Source organism: Clostridium akagii DSM 12554 (assembly GCF_000686725.1).
GTDB classification, from domain to species: Bacteria; Bacillota; Clostridia; order Clostridiales; family Clostridiaceae; genus Clostridium_I; species Clostridium_I akagii.
In genome coordinates, this window is the sequence record NZ_JMLK01000015.1 from 25,524 (window position 1) to 46,519 (window position 20,996).

Consider the following 20,996-nt stretch of genomic DNA (forward strand, 5'->3'; position numbering starts at 1 on the left):
ATAATAACTATGCACATATGTGTTAAAAAATTATCAATACAATTTCATTGAAATTTATTTAAATCAAAAGGGGTGTATGTATATGAAAGTAACAAACATAGAAGAGTTAAATATAAAGCTCAAAAGTGTAAAAGAAGCTCAAAAAGAGTTTTCAACCTTTACCCAGGAGATGGTTGATGAAATCTTTAAAAGAGTAGCAATTGCAGCATTAGAAGCCAGAATACCATTGGCTAAAATGGCTGTGGAAGAAAGTGGTATGGGATTACTAGAGGATAAGGTAATAAAAAACCATTTTGCTGCTGAATATATATATAATAAATATAAGGATGAAAAAACATGTGGTGTTATTGAAAGAGATGAAACCTATGGTATAACAAAAATAGCAGAGCCAATAGGTGTTGTAGCAGCTATAGTACCAACTACCAATCCTACCTCTACAGTGATTTTTAAAACACTAATCTCCTTAAAAACTAGAAATGGCATAATATTTTCTCCTCATCCAAGAGCAAAAAAATCAACAGTAGCAGCTGCAAAAATAATGTTAGAGGCTGCAGTTAAGGCTGGGGCACCTGAGGGAATAATAGGGTGGATAGACGAACCTTCTATAGAACTTTCAAAAATATTAATGAGTGAAGCAGATGTAATACTAGCTACAGGAGGACCTAGTATGGTTAAATCGGCTTATTCATCTGGTAAACCAGCTATTGGAGTTGGACCTGGGAATACACCGTCTATAATAGATGAAAGTGCAGATATACAAATGGCCGTAAGTTCAATAATATTATCTAAAACTTATGATAATGGTGTAATATGTGCTTCGGAACAATCTGTAATAGTCTTAGATTCCATATATAATAAGGTTAAAAATGAATTCATTAAACGAGGAGCTTATATATTAAGTAAAAATGAGATAGAAAAAGTTAAAATGATAATGTTTAATAATGGGAATATAAATGCTAGTGTAGTTGGACAATCAGCTTGCAAAATAGCTAAGTTGGCAGATATTAATGTACCTGAATGGACAAAGGTACTTATTGGAGAAGTTAAGTCTGTGGAATTAGAAGAACTATTTTCACATGAAAAATTATCCACAGTATTAGCTATGTATAGAGTAAATAGTTTTGATGAAGCTTTAGAAAAGGCCGAAAGACTGGTGGAATTAGGTGGAAAAGGACATACATCATCATTGTTTATAGATTCTGTATGTGAAAAAGAAAAAATAGAAAAGTTTAGTTTTAAAATGAAAACTGTAAGAACCTTTATAAATATACCTTCATCCCAAGGGGCTAGTGGTGATTTATTCAATTTTAAAATAGCACCTTCCTTTACTTTAGGTTGTGGATTCTGGGGTGGAAATTCAGTGTCTGAAAACGTAGGACCTAAACATTTGTTGAATATAAAAACAGTAGCTGAGAGAAGGGAAAATATGCTTTGGTTTAAGGTACCAGAAAAAATATACTTCAAATATGGATGTTTGGAATTTGCACTTAGGGAATTAAAAGATATGGGTAAGAAAAAAGCATTTATTGTAACTGATAAAGTGCTTTATGAATTAGGATATGCCGATAAAGTAACGAAAGTTTTAGAAAAAATGGACATACGGTTTAAAGTTTTTTCAGATGTTGAGCCAGACCCTACACTTGCCTGTGCGAGTAAAGGCGCCAAAGAAATGCTTGAATTTGAACCAGACACTATAATATCCATAGGTGGAGGATCAGCTATGGATGCGGCTAAAATTATGCAAGTTTTATATGAGCATCCAGAAGAGAAGTTTGATGAACTGGCACTGAAATTTATGGATATAAGAAAGCGAATACACAGTTTTCCAAAGCTTGGAATTAAGGCTATATCAGTAGCAATACCAACAACTGCTGGTACTGGTTCAGAAGTAACACCTTTTGCAGTAATAACAGATGAAAAAACGGGGATGAAATATCCACTTTCAGATTATGAGTTAACACCGAATGTGGCAATTGTAGATGCAGAATTTATGATGAATATGCCTAAGGGTCTAACTGCGGCAACAGGGATAGATGCACTAACTCATGCTATTGAAGCCTATGTATCTGTTATGGCAACGGAATACACAGATGGATTGGCACTTCAAGCAATAAAAATGATATTTGAATATTTACCAGCAGCATATAATGAAGGAAAGACTAATATAGTTGCTAGAGAGAAGATGGCAAATGCATCTACAATAGCAGGTATGGCGTTCGGAAATGCATTTTTAGGAGTATGTCATTCAATGGCCCATAAATTAGGAGCCCAGCACCATGTACCCCATGGTATTGCTAATGCAGTGTTAATTGAGGAAGTAATTAGATTTAATGCAGTAGACAATCCAGTAAGACAAACTTCATTTCCACAATATAAATATCCAGATGCAAAAGAAAGATATGCTAGGATTGCTGATTATTTAAAACTAAGTGGAAATACAGATAGTGACAAAGTAGAACAACTAATAAAGGCAATTACTAATTTAAAAATAAAATTAAGTATTCCATTGACTATAAAGGATGCAGGAATTAAAGAAGAAGCTTTTTATTTAACATTGGATGATATGTCTGAGAAGGCTTTTGATGATCAATGCACTAGCGCTAATCCTAGATATCCATTGATAAGCGAAATTAAACAAATGTTTATAAACGCATTTGGTGAAATTAAAATGGGAGAAAAATAATAACAGGTGTTAGGCATCTTCAAAATATCCTTCGCATCTTTGACTTGTTATTTTCTAATCTAATTCTAATGTTACACTAATCTCCAATTAATTATTGAGATTTATAATTAAGTCATAATATTAATTGGAGGGATTAAAGATGACAGTAAAATTAGAATTAATTGATGAATTAAAAAGGCGAGCTAATGTTAGTTATGAAGAGGCAAGGGATGCACTTGAAAAGACAAATGGTGATATGGTTGAAGCACTAATCTATTTGGAAAAACAAAATAAAGTTAACCAGGAAAAAGAAAGCAATTTTTTCACTATAGTAAAAAAAATCATTAAAAAAGGTAATCGAACAAAATTTATTGTGAGAAAGGCAGAAACTACAATATTAAGCCTACCAGTAACAGCAGTTGTTATCATAACAGTTGTAGCACCATATGTAACGGTAATAGGTTTAATAGTAGCACTTCTAACTGGGTACAAAATCAAGTTTCAAGGTAAAAATGGAGAAGAAATGAAAGTTAATGAAACTATTGATAAAGTAACTAATATAGTAGACAAAGCTAAGGAAAGTTTCACTGAGGATATTAAAAAGTAGAATATTATAAAATTCAATATGTATCCATTATCTGTTTTAAGTTTATGAAATGAAGTATAATAAAAATAAAGCATCTAAGAAAATAATACAATTTAATTATTTCTTAGATGCTTTATTTTTTTAGATGGCGAGTAGAGTCAGGAGGTTTATTCATGGCAAAACAGAAAATTTTTATTATTGAAGATGAACATAAAATTGCTAGGTTTTTAGAATTAGAACTGCAGTATGAAGGCTATGAGGTGGAAAAATGTTATGAGGGTAGGGCTGGACTTGAAATGTCATTAAAAGGTAATTTTGATCTTATACTTCTTGATGTAATGTTGCCATCCATGAATGGAATAGAAGTTCTACGAAGGCTCAGAGAAAAATCAGATGTTCCGGTTATAATGCTTACAGCAAAAGATGAAATTATGGATAAGGTAATTGGGCTTGATTTAGGAGCAAATGATTACGTAACCAAACCTTTTGCCATAGAGGAACTTCTTGCTAGAATAAGATCTGCCTTAAAAATAAAAAAAGCAAATGAGAATAAACTACAAATTTTAAAAATAAAAAAGTTAGAAATAGATATAAAAGCTTATAAGGTTTCTTATGATGATGAAACTATAGATTTGACTAAGAGGGAATTTGATCTATTGAAATATCTTGTAGAGAATAAAAATATAGTTCTTACTAGAGAAAAAATAGTAGAAAAAGTATGGGGTTACGATTATTTGGGAGATACAAATGTTGTGGATGTGTACATAAGGTATTTAAGAAGCAAAATAGATGAGAAATATAAAATAAAATTAATAGGGACAGTTAGAGGCGTGGGGTATTCATTAAAAGATGAAGGATAAAAAAAATCGGGTTATAAGCATTATCAAATATATAAAATCAATAATAGTATGGCCTTTTATATTTCTCAGGAAGTGTTTTAAATTACTTGACACGTTGAAAAAAAATATTGTTAAAAGATTTAGATTTTCCATTATATTTAAAATCACAGTAGTTTACACTTTTATTTTCTTCTTGGCATTTTTAATGTTAAACCTAATAGTGTTAGCAGGGTTCACAGTATATAATGCTAGAAATGTGGAAGATAATATAAAAAAAGATTTTCAAATTGTTTCATATGATTTGTCTAGTAGTAATAAAATTTCTCAGTATGATATTAAAAAACTTTCAGAAATTGAAAATATAGATATAAGTATATTTGATCAGCAACATAAGATTGTTTACTCATCCAAACAAGATAAAAGCAAAATAAAGTTTTATAAAGAAAATGTTGATATTGGTATAAGTCGCTTAAATGGGAAATATTTAATTTCAGTGCAAAATCAAACTGATGCAGTTGGCAAAGAAAATACGTTAAATCATAGTATTATTTTTAATGATTCGGGAAAATTTAATGGGAAAGAAGTTTACATTCAAGTTGAATATAATTTATCCAAGGAGTTAATAAGCACATTAATTCTTTTTATAAGTCTTATTTTAATTGATTTTATTTTTATAATTATAATTGTAAGAGCAGGATCAAAGGCTAGTAGAAAAATGATTAAACCTGTTGAAAATATGACAAGTAGAGCTAAAAATATCAATATAAATGCTCTTGATACTAGGCTTGATATAAGTGGTGCACAAGATGAACTCAGGGAACTTGCTGAGACTTTTAATCATATGCTTGATAGGATACAGAAATCATACCAGCAGCAAAATCAGTTTGTAGCAGATGCTTCTCATGAATTACGTACGCCAATTTCTGTAATTAAGGGTTATGCAGAGCTATTAAGCAGATGGGGTAAGGATGATAAGGCTGTACTTGATGAGTCAATAGAAGCCATTACAACTGAGGCTGATAGTATGAAGGAGTTAATAGAAAAACTTTTATTTCTTGCAAGGGGCGATAATAATAAGCAAACCGTAGAAAAACATAACATAAAGTTCAATGAATTAATAGATGAAATCATAAAAGAAACAAGGTTAATTGATAATATTCATGAAATAATAAATATTGCAAATGAAAATATCAACATTAATGTAGATGAAAAATTACTTAAACAAGCATTGCGAATATTTATAGATAATAGTATAAAGTACACACCTTCTGATGGCAAGATTACAATAAATTCTCATGTTGAAAAAAAGGGAGTAGTAGTAACAATAGAGGATAATGGAATTGGAATTCCTAAAGAAGACCTTCCTAATATATTTAATAGATTTTATAGGGCAGACAAATCAAGAAATAAGGAAACAGGGGGTACTGGTTTAGGACTAGCAATTGCAAAGTGGATTATAATAATACATCATGGAAGTATTAATGTGACCAGCAAGGTCAACTACGGAACAACAATAACTATATTTTTACCTTTAGAAATTCAGGTATCTTGAAAAAAACAGTAAAATGGGAAAGTACATAATGATATATACTTTCCCATTTTAAAGTCATAGACTTTGATTTAGGCATCTGAATAGACTAGCATACTGACTAGTTATTTTTTTGAAAATGCCTTAAATATCAATGCCAACCATTTTCATTAAATATTTGGCGTTGGTAGTGTCTGAGCGGCCCTGTCTTAATTTATAATCAAAGTGGATTTTATTATCTGTATAATCTTCTCTGAAATGATAGTTTTTAATTCTATCATCGTTTACTTTTTCTAAATCACACAGCTCAAAATCATGAGTAGAAATTAACCCTGCACACCATTCTTTGTCTAAATTTTTTAAAACAGTTTTTGCGCCTATTATTCTGTCATTAGAATTAGTTCCTCTAAAAATCTCATCAATTAAGAATAACATTGGATCTTTTTGTGGTAAAAAATCCAATATGGTCTTAATTCTAGTAAGTTCAACATAAAAAGTTGATAGACCTTTACTTAAATCATCACTAATACGCATGGAGGTGAAGATTTTTAGTAAACTACAATCCATGGCCTTTGCACAAACTGGTGCACCTGCATAAGCAAGTACTAGATTAATGCCCATAGTTCTTAAAAATGTTGTTTTACCTGACATATTGGAACCAGTAATAATAAAAATGTTATTTTTAAGATCAACATTATTATAAATTCTATCTGAAGCTAATATAAGTGGATGGCCTAGGTCACTTGCATTAATTTTAGGGTTAGTGCCTGAAAAAGTTGGATAGCAAAGGTTTGAATCTAAATGTGATATTGTAGCCAAACTTGATATTACTTCAAAATCTGCCGCAGTCTCTAAATATTTTCTTATCAAAGTACCATAATTACCTTTCCAAGTTTCTAAATAAAACAAACACCTATAGTCCCAGAAGAATAGTAGATTTAATACAATGTATAGTAGAAAATTATTTCTGAAATTAATAGCACTTATAATTGTATCTAGTTTCTTTAAAATATTTGAAGCTTTATCTTTTACAAAGAGATTGTCTTTTAATTGGTTTAGATATGAATCTTTGAAATTCTCTTTTTCAATGAGTTTAAATATATGTCCATATGCAGCAAAATCATTATTAAAACTTTCCATGGAATTAAGCACAGGATAAACTTTTATCAAACTTATAACATTAATAAAAGCATGAACTAAAAACAAAATCAATAAAATATCATATAAAATAGGAATTTTAAGTATCATGGTTATAACACAAAATATTATTGTGACTATTGGCAATAGGGTTATGATTTTTTTTATATAATCTTTAAAAGTATTATTCAAATCCTCAATGAAATTTAATAGTTCATTAGTATCATTGGAAATTTTAATATTTGACATACCTTCATCTTCAAGATTTTCACAAAATTCTATTTTCCCCGACAATTCCTTTACAGCTGATTGTCTTTTCTTAATAGATTCTGTGCTAAGCTCTGGAGACTTCAATAAGCTTACTAATTTATTTCTACCTAAGAAGGTCTTTGTAGTATTGATCAACTGAAACAAAGAATTGCTTCCGAATATATCTAAATCATTAGAGTAAGGATGCTGTAAATCCTTAAAAGCCTCACCGTTATCTTCAAATTCAGTCCAAGTACCGGCTATTCTTTTCATATATTTATCATTTATTAGCAATAAACGTCTAAACTTTTTTAGTTTTGAAGATAAATTTCTATCATGAACTAAAAAAATTATAAAAAGAATTGCAGAAATCAATAACCCTATGAGTAATATAATTGATGAAGGTTTTTTTATAATTAAAAAAACTAATATTAAAATGCCAATAAAGGCTATAAGTCTTAATGTTCCAAAGACACTATGACTTTTTTTTAGCACCAATTCCTGTGATTTAAGATTTTTGCTACGACTTATAAATGCATCTGTTTTATCCATTTTTTTCACCTTCTCTAGAATTATGTATATTAATTAATGTGTCTTAATTAAAACATTTTTTTTGAACATGGTTTGCATATTATCATTTTACCATTATTTGCCGAAATAAATTCATCCCCAATTATTTCTTTATTACAAAGTTCACATAGAATTAAATCAGAATGACTTTTAGGCACCTCTTTTTTAATAAACTTGTTTGTCCTATTAGATGGCGGTGAATATACAATCTTTTCACTTTTTTCTTCTTTTAGCACAACGTTGTAATTTACAGAGTAAAGACTTTCTCCAAATAACTCTAATTCAAATCTTGGATTAACCTTGTCATAAAATTCTTCAATTACAAGTCTTCTAATTTGAGCATCATTTATTATAAGACCACTTTTTTCAATTCCATCAAATATGCTTTTTGTAATATTATTTGTATCAGGATGCCTTTTTTCGCTCTTATAATAGACTTTTAATACTGCAATTAAGGCCTCATCTAAGGTGACACTCGGATTTTGAACTCTTGTGGCATAAGCAATCTCTTCCTCATAAAGTGCGTATCTATCGTGATACTTTCCTGAATTACTTGGTAATATAGCTCTTCCCTGAGTGTTAGAAAGCTTGAAATTTGATTTTGTAATAGGAGATCCTAGTACTATAACTTTGGCGTAACATTTATTCATTATTTGCTCCTTGAATTAAGAAATATTTATATAAATATTATATCATAGAGTTGTATATAATATTTATTATTTACAGAAAAGTTGTTTTTACATTTAGATAAACTTAGGATATAATCTTAAGGTGAGTATACAATTGGGGGGTAAAATAGCATGGCAACTATTAATAAGAAAGAAGCATTTTTAAATAAAAAAAGAAAAAAAGAATTTATAATAGAGGGATTAACAGTGGAAATGGGAATACTTGCCATTGGAATATATGTTTTGACAAGGAATATATTTATCACAATATTTATAGTTGTGGTATGTTTTGTCGTTAACTTAAAGTTTATAGAAACCACAAAAATATATGACTGTGAAATTAAAGATGAAATGGATAGTAATAAAATTAAAAAAATAGTCAAGCTAATTGATAAAGAGGTAAAGTAAAAATGGAAAAAAATATAAAAATATTGTCTATAGAAAGTAGCTGCGATGAAACTTCAGCTGCTGTAGTTGTAAATGGAAGAAATGTATTGTCAAATATAATAGCATCTCAAATAGCAATCCACACTAAATTCGGTGGAGTTGTTCCAGAAGTTGCGTCAAGAAAGCATATAGAAGCTATAGCTGGCGTCGTGGATTCAGCAATGAAAGAAGCAAAACTTACATTTCAAGAAATTGATGCCATAGGTGTAACTTATGGACCAGGACTTGTGGGAGCACTTCTTGTAGGTGTTCAATATGCTAAAGGACTGTCATATGCTACGCACAAACCTTTAATTGCTGTTAATCATATTGAAGGACATATTAGTGCGAATTTTATACAGTATAAAGATCTGAAACCACCATTTCTTTGTTTAGTTGTTTCAGGTGGACACACATTTATAGTATATGCTAAAGACTACGGTGAGTTTGAGGTAATGGGGCAAACGAGAGATGATGCGGCTGGTGAGGCTTTTGACAAAGTTGCACGAGCAATTGGACTTGGATATCCAGGTGGACCTAAGATAGATAAAATCTCCAAAGAAGGAAATGAAAATGCAATAAAATTTCCTAGAGCAAGTTTTCATGATGAATCATTGGATTTTTCATTTAGTGGAGTAAAGTCTTCGGTATTAAATTATTTGAATAAGATGGAAATGAAAGGTGAACAAATTAATAAAGCAGATGTAGCTGCATCATTTCAAAAGGCAGTAGTTGACGTCTTAGTAGAAAATACAATAAAAGCATGCAGGATAAAGAAGGTTGATAAAATTGCAGTAGCAGGTGGAGTGGCATCTAATTCATGCCTTAGGAAAACACTTAAGGAAGTAGGAGAAATAAACAATATAACTGTTTTATTTCCAGAACCAATATTATGCACAGATAATGCAGCAATGATAGGAAGTGCTGCATATTTTGATTATATTAAAGGTAAAAGGGCAACACTTGATTTTAATGCAATACCAAATCTTAAATTAGGTGAATGAAGTTAAATATACTGAAATTTTAAATATAACATGGATATTTTGTTAATGTTATATTTATTTTTTACATTTATATTGTAATTATATGTAATTTAAACTATAATATGTAATAGAATGGTGAATAATTTAATTAATTTGTGATTTATTTAGAGTGAACTTAATGATGTGTATATATAAATATAGGAAAGGAGAATAGTAACATGTTTACAGGAGTAAATATAGATAAAAACCACACAAATAAAGGCATTAATGTAGAAAAATTGCTGAATTTTATAAGAGCAAAATCACGTATTATAACATTCTTTGTGTTAATATTATTTATTGTTTTAAATGTGATATTATACAACAATCAGCTTATTGATGTAGATTCCAAAGATGTTTCAGTTGTAAATAAATTATGCTTAAATACCACAATAATCGGGGTATTAGTAGGAATGCTTAGTTCATTATTTATAATTGTCTGGTATGAGCAAAAAATAAAAGAATATAAACATAATGATTCGGTAAAAAGTTACGCTAGAATTTTTAGAGCTGATATCGAAAGAAGTAGGCGACTATTTAAAAATAAAAGATTTGAACTTGTTAAAATAAGTAATGTTACTATTATGAGAAATTGGCTTCAGTGTTTTGGTTATATTTCATCAAAACTTAGTAAAGAAGAGATACAAGAGCTTGTAAATTATTATTCTAGAATAGAGAAACTTATTGAATATGAGAATAGAATAAATCAGCATCTTGAGAGAATGCAAGGGTCAAAATTGAATGATTACCCATATATGCATGAATACAAGGAATTAATAGCTATGTTTACATATGAAACAAATAATCTTTTTAAGGTTGAATTATCAAATTTAGTTACTAAACTAAATTATTTATGCAAATAAGGACAAGCTATATAATTTATATTAAAAATCCAGATTAACCTTGCAATTAAAGTTAATCTGGATTTTTAATAATATCTATAACTTAAAAATGAAGGATTGTAGTTCTATTTCTATTAAAACCTAAATAAAAATATCCAATTTCGGCCTATATAATATTATAAAATACCCTAATTAGTATGAAATGTAATAAATATATAGATATTTTATTAATAATTTATTAATAAAATATTGATTATGATATTAAATTATGATATTATAATGGAAAATAATTTATATACATATAATAGGAATATAGTTATGAAATTCCTATTATATCAATATTAATACTTTGTTGTTAATATTGAAGAAATATATTTAGCAATGTCTCATTATTTATTAAATTTACAGGGGGGCTTTTTTTATGATAAAAAAGAAAATAGCATTGGCGATTACATTAGCAATGACATTAGGAATTTTTTCTGGATGTGGTACTGGAAGTGGAGGTAGTTCTAGCGACGAAATAGATATTGGAGTTGTAATTCCACTTACCGGATCAGTGGCTGCTTTTGGTAAGTCAGCTCGTAATGGTTTGGATTTACTCCAAACTGAAATTAATGACAAAGGTGGAATAAATGGAAAGAAGGTTAAATTTATTTATGGAGATGATGAAAATAAACCGGCTTCAGCAGTAAATGTTGCACAAAAACTTATAAATGATGACAAGGTTGTAGCAATTGTTGGACCGCTTACTAGTACTTGTGCTAATTCCGTTGCTCCAATTCTAGAGCAGGATAAGATACCTATGGTTACAGGTACAGGAACTAATCCTAAAATCACACAAGCAGGTGACTATATTTTCAGAACATGTTTTATTGATCCTTTTCAAGGGACAGTAATTGCTAAATTCGCTTCAGGAGATTTGAAAGCTAAGACAGCAGCTATTCTTTATGATAACGGAAATGATTATTCAAAAGGTCTTGCAGATAATTTCCAAAAATCTTTTGAAAAAGCAGGTGGCAAAATATTAGATTCTGAAACTTATAATACAAATGATCAGGATTTTAATGCCCAGCTTACAAAGATAAAGAATGAAAACCCAGATGTTCTCCTTGCACCAGATTACTATTCAACAGTAGGTATGATAGCAAAACAGGCAAGAGCCCAGGGAATAAAATCAACTTTTTTAGGCGGAGATGGATGGGATTCATCTGATTTATTCACAGTTGGTGGAGATGCCGTAAATGGTGCATACTTTACCGACCACTATTCATCAAAAGACACTTCAAAAGAAGTTACTACATTTATTGATAGCTTTAAGAAAAAATATAAATCTACCCCAGATTCTATGGCAGCACTAAACTATGATGCCGGGAAAGTATTAGTGCAATCAATCCAAAAAGCTGGAAAAACAGATGGTGAAAGCATAAAGAATGCATTAAAAAGTTATAGTGGTACTGTAGTGTCAGGCAAAATTACATTTGATAAAGATAGAAATGCAATTAAAGCAGCTGTAATTATAAATGTTAAAAACAATGATTTCGATTTTGTGAAAAAAGTTCAACCATAGTTTATTTATTACATAGCATGCTCTTTTATGCATGCTATGTAATAAGAATTAAATGAAATTGAGTATATAACGGAAATGGGGGAAAATAAATGGAATTTTTACAGCAAGTGATTAATGGGTTGGCCCTAGGAAGTGTTTATGCACTTATTGCAATTGGATATACAATGGTTTATGGAATAATCGGTCTTATAAATTTTGCACACGGAGATATATATATGATGGGAGCTTTCTTTGGATTTTTTGCTGCTTCAAAATTCAATTTGCCATTTATACCCACTTTAGCTATAGGGATGATATGTGCAGCTGTTTTAGGAGTAGCAATCGAAAAAATTGCATATAAACCACTTAGAAATTCGCCAAAGCTTTCTTTGCTTATAACTGCCATAGGAATGTCGCTACTACTGGAAAATGGAAGTAGACTTGATTTTATATTTGGACCAGATTATAGAACTTATCCGTCAAATCTTTTGCCATCACAAATTATAAAAATCGGAGCATTAAGACTGGATTCACTTCATTTGATTATTATTTTAATTTCAATATTATTAGCAGCATTACTTCAAATAATAGTATTCAGAACAAAGGTGGGAAAAGCTATGAGGGCAACCTCTTTTGATAAAGATGCAGCTGCATTAATGGGAATAAATATTGATAATATTATATCAATAACTTTTGCTATTGGTTCTGCACTTGCTGGTGCTGCGGGAGTATTAGTTGGCATACTTTATTCTAGAATTGATCCCTATATGGGAATTATGCCTGGTTTAAAAGCATTTATAGCAGCAGTACTTGGTGGTATTGGAATAATACCTGGAGCGGTGCTTGGAGGAATAATAATGGGTATTGCTGAAACTTTTACAAAAGTATATATTTCGTCTAAACTTTCAGATGCTATAGCTTTTGCAATATTAATCGTAATTCTACTTATAAAACCTTCTGGTCTATTAGGGAAAAAATCAAATGTGAAAGTGTAGGTGAATTCTATGATAAAAAATAGTTTAAAAAGGTTCTCAATATTTATAGCAACTTCAATAATTATATTTGTTATACTTACTTTTATTATTAATCAGAATATAATTAATCAGTACGATGTAAGAATACTGGTTTTGATTTGTATTAATATTATGTTAGCTCTAAGTGTAAACCTCATAGTAGGGTTTACTGGGCAATTTACTATAGGACATTCTGCTTTTATGGCAATAGGCGCATATGCAGCAGCTATGCTTACAATAAATTTAAAGCTACCTTTTCCATTATCTCTTTTAGGTGCTGGAATTATAGCTGGTTTTATAGGACTTTTAATTGGGATACCAACATTAAGGCTTAAAGGAGATTATTTAGCAATTACTACATTGGGTTTTTGCCAAATAGTAGTAGTGGTAATTCAGAATATTCCCCAGTTTGGCGGAGCACAAGGACTTACAGGAATACCGCCTAAAACTACATTTGCGTGGACATTTTTTACAATGATTGTAACAATACTTGTAATCTATAACATAGTTCATTCGTCACAAGGAAGAGCAATGATTTCTATTCGTGAAGATGAAATCGCAGCTGAAGCTATGGGTATTAATAGCACAAAATACAAGATAATGGCATTTGTTATTGGGGCTTTTATTGCAGGGGTTGCAGGTGGACTTTATTCACATTATATGATGTATATAGAACCTCAATCATTTAACTTTCTTAAATCCATGGATTTTATTGTGTATGTAGTACTAGGAGGTCTTGGAAGTATACCAGGTTGTATTATTTCAACTGCTGTACTAACATACCTTCCAGAAGGACTTAGAGGTTTTGGCGATTTAAGAATGGTTATTTATCCAATACTTTTAATTGTAATAATGATTTTAAATGCAAAAGGTATTTCTCCATCTAAATTGTTTAAAAGAAAGTCAAAAGGGAGGGATAAAGATGCCATTGCTTGAAGTGCGAAATCTTACCATACGTTTTGAAGGACTTATTGCAGTTTCGGATTTTTCAATTACTATGGGCGAACATGATTTGGTGGGATTAATAGGACCCAATGGTGCTGGAAAAACTACTATATTTAATATGCTTACAGGTGTTCGTACTCCAACCGAAGGAATAATTCAATTTGCAGGGGAAGATATTACTAAGATAAAACCTTATCAGATAACCAAAAAAAGAATGGCAAGAACATTCCAGAATATTAGGCTTTTTAAAGATGTATCTGTGCTAGACAATGTTAAAATATCATTTAATTTTAGGGTTAAGTACAATTTATTTGATTCAATTTTCAGATTGCCAAAATTTTTTAGAGAAGAAGAAGAAATAGAAGAAAAAGCAATTAATATTCTTAAAATTTTCAGATTAGATAACAAGAAGCATGAAATGGCTGCTAATTTATCTTATGGAGAGCAGAGAAGACTTGAAATAGCAAGAGCGCTTGCAGCTAGTCCTAAACTACTTTTATTGGATGAACCAGCAGCTGGAATGAATCCACAAGAGACACAAGAACTTACTGAACTTATTAAATGGGTAAAAAATGAATATAAAATTTCAATACTTCTTATAGAACACGATATGAAACTTGTTATGAATTTGTGTGAAAAAATAGTTGTTTTAGATTATGGCAAAAAAATTGCAGAGGGTACTCCGGAGGAAATAAAAACAAACAAGCAGGTTATAAAGGCTTACTTAGGAGATGATGCAGATGCTTAAGATTAAAGATCTAAATCTATATTATGGAGTAATACATGCCCTTAAGAATATTAATCTGGAAGTAAATGAAGGAGAAATCGTTACGCTTATTGGTTCAAATGGTGCAGGGAAGACATCTACACTTAGGGCTATTTCAGGGCTAAATCAAATAAAATCCGGTGAAATTAGTTTTGAAGGAAAGACTATAAGTAAGCTTCCAAGTTATAAAATGCCACATCTTGGTATATCTCATGTTCCTGAGGGAAGAAGAATTTTTGCAAATTTAACCGTAATGGAAAATCTTGAACTTGGAGCATATATAAGAAAAGACAAGGCTAACATTTCAAAAGATTATGAAAAAGTATTCCAAAAGTTTCCTAGATTAAAGGAAAGGGCTAAACAAATGGCAGGTACCTTAAGTGGTGGAGAGCAGCAAATGCTTGCTATGGGTAGAGCACTCATGATTAATCCTAAAATACTTCTTTTGGATGAGCCTTCCATGGGGCTCGCGCCATTAGTTGTAAAAAATATTTTTGAAATTATTAAGGAGATAAATCAAGCAGGAACTACGGTTTTACTTATAGAACAAAATGCACGTATGGCACTTTCTATTGCAGATAGGGCATATGTAATTGAAACTGGCAATATTGTGAAGGAAGGAAATGCAAAGGAACTATTGCATAGTGATGATATTAAAAAAGCATATTTAGGAGAATAAGGCATGTGGGAAAACAAACTATAATACTGAATTGCTATTTTTGACCATGCCTAAGTACAAGCAAAATGAAAAGGATTTTTCTTTTCATTTTGCTTGTACTTTTTATAAGTGATATAGTGAAATTTTTAAGGCGTAATAAATAATTTAATATTTTCATCTAAGATAATAAATTTAGGTTGACAACAAACAATTTTATTGTTAATATTTTAGTATAGTAAAGCGGTGCAGTGATGAATTGATGAAGAAAACTGATTATGGGGGATTTAACATGCCAAATTTAAACAACTATATACCTGAAGGTACAAGAGATATACTTTTTAATGAATGTTATTCAAAAATTCAAATAGAAAATTTGCTTAGAGATGTATATAAAAATTATGGATACCATGAAATTATTTCACCAACTTTAGAATTTTATGATGTATTTAATATGAATGACCAGCCAATTAGTCAAGAAAAGATGTTTAAGCTGTTTGATAACAGAGGAAGAATCTTAGTTCTAAGGGCGGATATGACAACACCTATAGCACGAATAGCTGCTACTAAGATAAAAAAAGAAATGTTTCCAATGAAACTTTGTTATAGCCAAAATATATTTAGAGTAAATGAAATATTAAATGGAAAACTTAGCGAATTTACTCAATCAGGTATTGAAATATTAGGATCACACGAAATACGTGGAGATGTGGAAGCAATTTACACTGGGATAGAAGCTCTTAAAAAGATAGGTCTTGAGGACTTTAAAATTGAAATTGGAGATTCTAAATTTTTCAAAGAACTTACAGAAACGGTGAATTTAGATGAATCAAAAAAAGAAAATTTAAGAATGCTAATTCAAAATAAAAATATATCAGCCTTAAAAGAATTTTTAGACGATAATAAAGAAAATATAGATAAAAATATAAGTATAGTTTTAGAAAAACTTCCGGAACTTTTTGGAGGTAAAGAAGTTATAATTGAAACACAAAAACTTTTAAATAATGCTGATAATATGACATCACTTAAATGTATAAAAGATGTTTATGAGGTAATGGATAAACTTGGACTTAGTAAATACATATCCGTTGATCTTGGGATGCTACAAAATTTAAATTATTATTCAGGCTTGATATTCAGAGGATACTGCATGGAAGTTGGTGACAGTATATTAAGTGGAGGAAGGTACGATAAATTAATTGAAAATTTTGGTGATAGTTTACCAGCAACGGGATTTGCTATAAATGTTGATATTGTACTTGAGGCACTTAGGCTTCAGGAAAAACTAACTCCAGATAAGGCTATAGAAAAAGTGGTTTTTTGTGATATTGTCAACTTAAATAAGGGATATGCTTTATTAAAAACTATTAATAGAGCTGGAGTTAAAGCGGAAGTTGCATTATTTGATAGTGAGGAAGAAGCCTTAGAATATTGTGAAAGAGTTGATTGTTATTGCTTGATAAATGTGATAGATAAAACAGAACATAAGATGGGCATTAATGGTTGGTCAAAAAAAGAATATAAATTTTAGAAATGGGGATTTTTTATTATGGAATGCTTAAAACCGTTAAGAATAGCACTTACAAAGGGAAGGCTTGAAAAATTCTCTATAGAAATATTTGATAAGATAGGTATAGACACAGAGGAATTAAAAAATAAGGGCAGGAAATTAGTACTAAGCGATAAGAAAAATAATATTCAATTTGTATTAGTAAAGGCTGCAGACGTATTAACCTATGTGGAGCACGGAGCAGCTGATATAGGAATAGTTGGTAAGGACACACTTCTAGAAGCTGGAATAGATTTTTATGAAGTTGTGGATTTAAAGGTTGGTAAATGCAAATTTGCATTAGCATCCATTCCTAGTTTTGATTTAAATAAAGGTTATAATAGAAAAAAAATAGCAACTAAATACCCAAGAGTTACTAGAGAATATTTCAGAAAACTAGGCAAGGATGTTGAAATAATTAAAATTGAGGGATCAGTGGAACTTGCACCAATAATTGGACTTTCAGATGCGATTGTGGATATAGTTGAAACAGGAACTACTTTAAAGGAAAATGGGTTAGTTATTTTTGATGAAATATGTGACATCAGTGCTAGAATGATTGTAAACAGAGCTAGTATGAAAATGAGAATTGATAAAATAAAAAAAATCATAAGTGATGTTCAACAAGTAGTTAACAATTAGGGGGGGCATAGATATGAGTGAACTAATAGATATATTACAGGCAAATTCAAAGCAGGCAAAAAATTATTTTAAAAGCCTAAGGGAAAGATCAGGAAATACGGAAGAAGATGCAAACAAAGTGGTACAGGAAATACTTCGCAATGTTAAAAATGGTGGAGATAAAGCAGTTATTGATTATACAAGAAAGTTTGATAGTGAAAAAATAACATCAATAATTGTAAGCGAAGAAGAAATAAGTAGTGCTTATGGAAAAGTTCAGGCTGAATTTATAGATGCATTAAAAACCGCTCAAGGAAATATTACGGAATTTCATGAAAAACAAAGGGAAAAAGCTTGGATCATGACTAGGGACAACGGAGTAGTTATGGGACAATTAGTTAGAGGGCTCGCTAGAGTTGGAATTTATGTTCCTGGAGGCACTGCATCTTATCCTTCTTCAGTATTAATGAATGCTATTCCTGCAAAGGTTGCAGGGGTGGGAAAAATAGTTATGGTTACACCTCCACAAAAAGACGGAAATATAAATCCAGCAATACTAGTAGCAGCGGATATTGCTGGGGTGGATGAAATATATAAAGTAGGTGGAGCTCAAGGCATAGCTGCACTTGCTTATGGAACGGAAACTATAAAAAAAGTTGATAAGATAGTTGGGCCTGGAAATATATTTGTGGCACTTGCAAAAAAAAGTGTATTTGGATTAGTTGATATAGATATGATAGCAGGACCAAGCGAAATATTAGTGCTGGCAGATGAAACAGGGGATGCAAGTTTTATTGCAGCTGATTTAATGTCTCAAGCAGAACATGATAAGTTAGCATCTGCTATTCTTGTAACCACATCTAGAGAACTTGCAGTGAAGGTACAAGGAGAAATAAAAAAGCAGATTGAAGGTTTAGCTAGAAAAGAAATAATTGAAGAATCACTAAAAAACTTTGGGATTATATTTGTAGTAGAAAATATAGATGAAGGAATAAATCTTGCCAATGACATAGCACCAGAACATTTTGAACTAATTGTAAAAGATCCATTTTTATATCTAGGAAAAGTTAAAAATGCAGGATCAATCTTTCTTGGAAGCTTTTCACCTGAACCACTAGGAGATTATATGGCAGGTCCTAATCATGTGTTACCTACAAGTGGAACTGCTAGATTTTTTTCGCCATTATCCGTGGATACATTTATTAAAAAATCTAGCTATATTTATTATAGTGAACCTGCACTGAAAGAAGTTAAGGATAAAATAATAACAATAGCAGAGGTTGAAGGTCTAACAGCTCACGCAAATGCTATAAAGGTAAGATTTTAGGAGTGATATAAATGGTAAAAAGAGAGGCTTTAATTAAGAGAGATACATTTGAAACTGGAATAGAAATGAGTTTAGATCTTGATGGAGAAGGAAATTCAGAAATAGATACAGGAGTGGGATTCTTTGATCATATGCTAACACTATTTTCGAAACATGGATTGTTCAACTTAAAGGTTAAAGCAAAGGGCGATTTATATGTGGATTCACATCATTTAGTTGAGGATGTGGGAATTGTTTTAGGTAAGTGTATAGCCAAGGCTTTAGGAGATAAAAAAGGTATAAAAAGATATGGAACTTCATATTTACCCATGGATGAAAGTCTTGAACTTGTGTCCATGGATATTAGTGGAAGACCTTTTTTAGTATTTGAGGGAGATTTTGAAACTAAGCTACTTGGAAATTTTGAAACGGAAATGGTTGAAGAATTTTTTAGAGCTGTGGCTATGAATTCCGGGATAACCCTTCATGCCAAAGTGTTATATGGTAAAAACACTCATCACATGATTGAAGGACTTTTTAAGGGGCTTGGGAGAGCTTTAAGAGAAGCAATAGAAATTGATCCAAGGATTAAAGGCGTTATGTCTACAAAAGGTAGCTTACAAAATGACTAGTTCTAAATTTCGAAAAAATGTGAGGTGATTACCTTGAAAAGTAAAAAGATTAGTATTGTTGATTATGGTATGGGAAATATAAGAAGTGTACAAAAAGCATTTGAATCTTTTGGGGCTACATGTAATATTACTTGGGATGAAGATGAAATATTAAGTAGTAACGGTATCATTTTACCTGGTGTAGGTGCATTTCCAGATGCTATGGCTAATATAAAAAAATTTAAAATTGATGTTACTTTACAAAAAGCTATAAAGATGAATATACCCATACTTGGAATATGTCTTGGAATGCAATTACTTTTTGATGAAAGTGATGAAGTTAGAAATACAAATGGATTAGGCTTTATTAGAGGAAAAATCAAAAAATTTCAAATAGATTTAAAAGTACCTCATATGGGATGGAATAATTTAAATATAATAAAATCATCTCCTATTTTAGAAGGGGTAAAAAATAGTAGTTATGTGTATTTTGTGCACTCTTATTATGCCGAGATGAATGAAGAAAATATAGATGCGGCAACATTATACGGAGCTAATGTGCCGGCAGTTGTAAGTAATGGAAATATATTTGGAACACAATTTCACCCAGAGAAGAGTGGGGATCCAGGAATTCAAATGCTTAAAAACTTTTGGAAACTATGTGATTAATGCTATTTTTTTGATGACGCCTAATAAAAGGAGAAATGATTTTTATGATTATATTCCCAGCAATGGATTTAAGAGATGGAAAATGTGTAAGACTTTATCAAGGGAAATTTGATGCACTAGAAGTGGTAGGAGAAAACCCAATAGAGGTTGCTATGTCTTTTAAAAAAGCAGGAGCAGAATATATTCACCTGGTGGACCTTGATGGAGCATTAAATGGTACTATTAAAAATCTAGAAATTATATTAAAGGTAATAAAGGAAGTTAATATTCCTGTAGAACTTGGTGGAGGTATAAGAGATATAAAAACTGTGGATGCTTTAATAAAAGCAGGGGTATCAAGGGTTATACTTGGCACTGCAGCTTTAAAAGATAAAAAATTTGTAGCGGAGGCTGCAGAAAAATATGGTGACAAAATAGCTGTAGGGATAGATGCTAAGGATGAGAAGGTTGCAGTAAACGGATGGACAAATATAAGTGATGTAAATTATATAGATTTTGCTAAGGAGATTGAAGCAATAGGGGTTAAAACTATCATATTTACGGATATAAGTAAGGATGGAACATTAATGGGTCCAAATCTTGTCCAATTACAAAAGATAAATGATAGTGTAAGCTGCAATATAATAGCTTCAGGTGGAATAAAGGAATTGGAAGATTTAAGGGTTATAAATAAAATGGGAATTTATGGCACTATAGTTGGTAAGGCAATATATTCAGGAAATGTTGATTTAAAAGAAGCTATAGCAGCCGGTAGTCAGATTATTGAAAAAAAGCAGGGGTTATAAA

General features: G+C 30.7%; 20 protein-coding genes. 18 read left to right on the forward strand and 2 right to left on the reverse strand.

The window, feature by feature from the left end; all coding sequences use genetic code 11:
* The first annotated feature begins 82 nt into the window (after positions 1–82).
* From adhE to BR66_RS0109160, 4 genes are all read left to right on the forward strand, one after another.
* Positions 83–2,683: a bifunctional acetaldehyde-CoA/alcohol dehydrogenase gene (gene adhE, locus BR66_RS0109145; protein WP_026882661.1), complete on the forward strand. Its 2,601-nt coding sequence runs from the start codon at positions 83–85 to the stop codon at positions 2,681–2,683.
* 139 nt (positions 2,684–2,822) lie between these two features.
* Positions 2,823–3,269, forward strand: coding sequence for a DUF4342 domain-containing protein (locus BR66_RS0109150; RefSeq protein ID WP_026882662.1), 447 nt, complete (start codon positions 2,823–2,825; stop codon positions 3,267–3,269).
* Positions 3,270–3,421: 152 nt separating this feature from the next.
* Positions 3,422–4,108, forward strand: coding sequence for a response regulator transcription factor (locus BR66_RS0109155; protein WP_026882663.1), 687 nt, complete (start codon positions 3,422–3,424; stop codon positions 4,106–4,108).
* Complete coding sequence (locus BR66_RS0109160) at positions 4,098–5,639, forward strand: sensor histidine kinase (RefSeq protein ID WP_026882664.1); 1,542 nt, start codon at positions 4,098–4,100, stop codon at positions 5,637–5,639. Before BR66_RS0109155 ends, BR66_RS0109160 begins: the two co-directional genes overlap by 11 nt.
* A gap of 120 nt (positions 5,640–5,759) precedes the next feature.
* Here BR66_RS0109160 and BR66_RS0109165 read toward each other — a convergent pair whose 3' ends face one another.
* Both BR66_RS0109165 and BR66_RS0109170 read right to left on the reverse strand, forming a co-directional pair.
* On the reverse strand, positions 5,760–7,553 hold the full coding sequence (locus BR66_RS0109165) for a MutS-related protein (RefSeq protein ID WP_026882665.1): 1,794 nt from the start codon (positions 7,551–7,553) through the stop codon (positions 5,760–5,762).
* Between the two features lie 47 nt (positions 7,554–7,600).
* Positions 7,601–8,221 carry a RusA family crossover junction endodeoxyribonuclease gene (locus BR66_RS0109170; protein ID WP_026882666.1) on the reverse strand — a complete coding sequence of 207 codons (621 nt, stop codon included), beginning with the start codon at positions 8,219–8,221 and terminating at the stop codon, positions 7,601–7,603.
* A gap of 150 nt (positions 8,222–8,371) precedes the next feature.
* Here BR66_RS0109170 and BR66_RS0109175 point away from each other — a divergent pair, with 150 nt between their 5' ends.
* The 14 genes from BR66_RS0109175 to hisA all read left to right on the forward strand — a co-directional run bounded on the left by BR66_RS0109175 (position 8,372) and on the right by hisA (position 20,995).
* Complete coding sequence (locus BR66_RS0109175) at positions 8,372–8,647, forward strand: hypothetical protein (RefSeq protein WP_026882667.1); 276 nt, start codon at positions 8,372–8,374, stop codon at positions 8,645–8,647.
* A gap of 2 nt (positions 8,648–8,649) precedes the next feature.
* Complete coding sequence (gene tsaD, locus BR66_RS0109180; RefSeq protein WP_026882668.1) at positions 8,650–9,669, forward strand: tRNA (adenosine(37)-N6)-threonylcarbamoyltransferase complex transferase subunit TsaD; 1,020 nt, start codon at positions 8,650–8,652, stop codon at positions 9,667–9,669.
* A gap of 197 nt (positions 9,670–9,866) precedes the next feature.
* Positions 9,867–10,550: a hypothetical protein gene (locus BR66_RS0109185; protein ID WP_026882669.1), complete on the forward strand. Its 684-nt coding sequence runs from the start codon at positions 9,867–9,869 to the stop codon at positions 10,548–10,550.
* A 400-nt stretch (positions 10,551–10,950) separates the two neighbouring features.
* Positions 10,951–12,096: an ABC transporter substrate-binding protein gene (locus tag BR66_RS0109190; RefSeq protein ID WP_026882670.1), complete on the forward strand. Its 1,146-nt coding sequence runs from the start codon at positions 10,951–10,953 to the stop codon at positions 12,094–12,096.
* An 89-nt stretch (positions 12,097–12,185) separates the two neighbouring features.
* Positions 12,186–13,070: a branched-chain amino acid ABC transporter permease gene (locus tag BR66_RS0109195; RefSeq protein WP_026882671.1), complete on the forward strand. Its 885-nt coding sequence runs from the start codon at positions 12,186–12,188 to the stop codon at positions 13,068–13,070.
* Between the two features lie 9 nt (positions 13,071–13,079).
* Positions 13,080–14,024, forward strand: a complete 945-nt coding sequence (locus BR66_RS0109200) for a branched-chain amino acid ABC transporter permease (RefSeq protein WP_051624165.1) — start codon at positions 13,080–13,082, stop codon at positions 14,022–14,024.
* Positions 14,011–14,781 (forward strand): ABC transporter ATP-binding protein, encoded by a 771-nt coding sequence (locus BR66_RS0109205; RefSeq protein ID WP_026882673.1) that lies wholly within the window; start codon positions 14,011–14,013, stop codon positions 14,779–14,781. Before BR66_RS0109200 ends, BR66_RS0109205 begins: the two co-directional genes overlap by 14 nt.
* On the forward strand, positions 14,774–15,478 hold the full coding sequence (locus BR66_RS0109210) for an ABC transporter ATP-binding protein (RefSeq protein ID WP_026882674.1): 705 nt from the start codon (positions 14,774–14,776) through the stop codon (positions 15,476–15,478). Before BR66_RS0109205 ends, BR66_RS0109210 begins: the two co-directional genes overlap by 8 nt.
* A 268-nt stretch (positions 15,479–15,746) precedes the next feature.
* Entirely contained in the window at positions 15,747–16,985 is a 1,239-nt protein-coding gene (locus tag BR66_RS23495) for an ATP phosphoribosyltransferase regulatory subunit (RefSeq protein WP_035795888.1), read from the forward strand.
* Between the two features lie 18 nt (positions 16,986–17,003).
* On the forward strand, positions 17,004–17,645 hold the full coding sequence (gene hisG, locus BR66_RS0109220) for an ATP phosphoribosyltransferase (RefSeq protein ID WP_026882675.1): 642 nt from the start codon (positions 17,004–17,006) through the stop codon (positions 17,643–17,645).
* 13 nt (positions 17,646–17,658) lie between these two features.
* The gene (hisD, locus tag BR66_RS0109225) at positions 17,659–18,951 is read left to right on the forward strand and encodes a histidinol dehydrogenase (RefSeq protein ID WP_026882676.1); all 1,293 of its coding nucleotides are present in this window, start codon (positions 17,659–17,661) and stop codon (positions 18,949–18,951) included.
* Between the two features lie 11 nt (positions 18,952–18,962).
* On the forward strand, positions 18,963–19,562 hold the full coding sequence (hisB, locus tag BR66_RS0109230) for an imidazoleglycerol-phosphate dehydratase HisB (RefSeq protein ID WP_026882677.1): 600 nt from the start codon (positions 18,963–18,965) through the stop codon (positions 19,560–19,562).
* A gap of 33 nt (positions 19,563–19,595) precedes the next feature.
* Positions 19,596–20,210 carry an imidazole glycerol phosphate synthase subunit HisH gene (gene hisH, locus BR66_RS0109235; RefSeq protein ID WP_026882678.1) on the forward strand — a complete coding sequence of 205 codons (615 nt, stop codon included), beginning with the start codon at positions 19,596–19,598 and terminating at the stop codon, positions 20,208–20,210.
* Between the two features lie 44 nt (positions 20,211–20,254).
* Positions 20,255–20,995 (forward strand): 1-(5-phosphoribosyl)-5-[(5-phosphoribosylamino)methylideneamino]imidazole-4-carboxamide isomerase, encoded by a 741-nt coding sequence (hisA, locus tag BR66_RS0109240; protein WP_026882679.1) that lies wholly within the window; start codon positions 20,255–20,257, stop codon positions 20,993–20,995.
* Position 20,996: the final 1 nt, after the last annotated feature.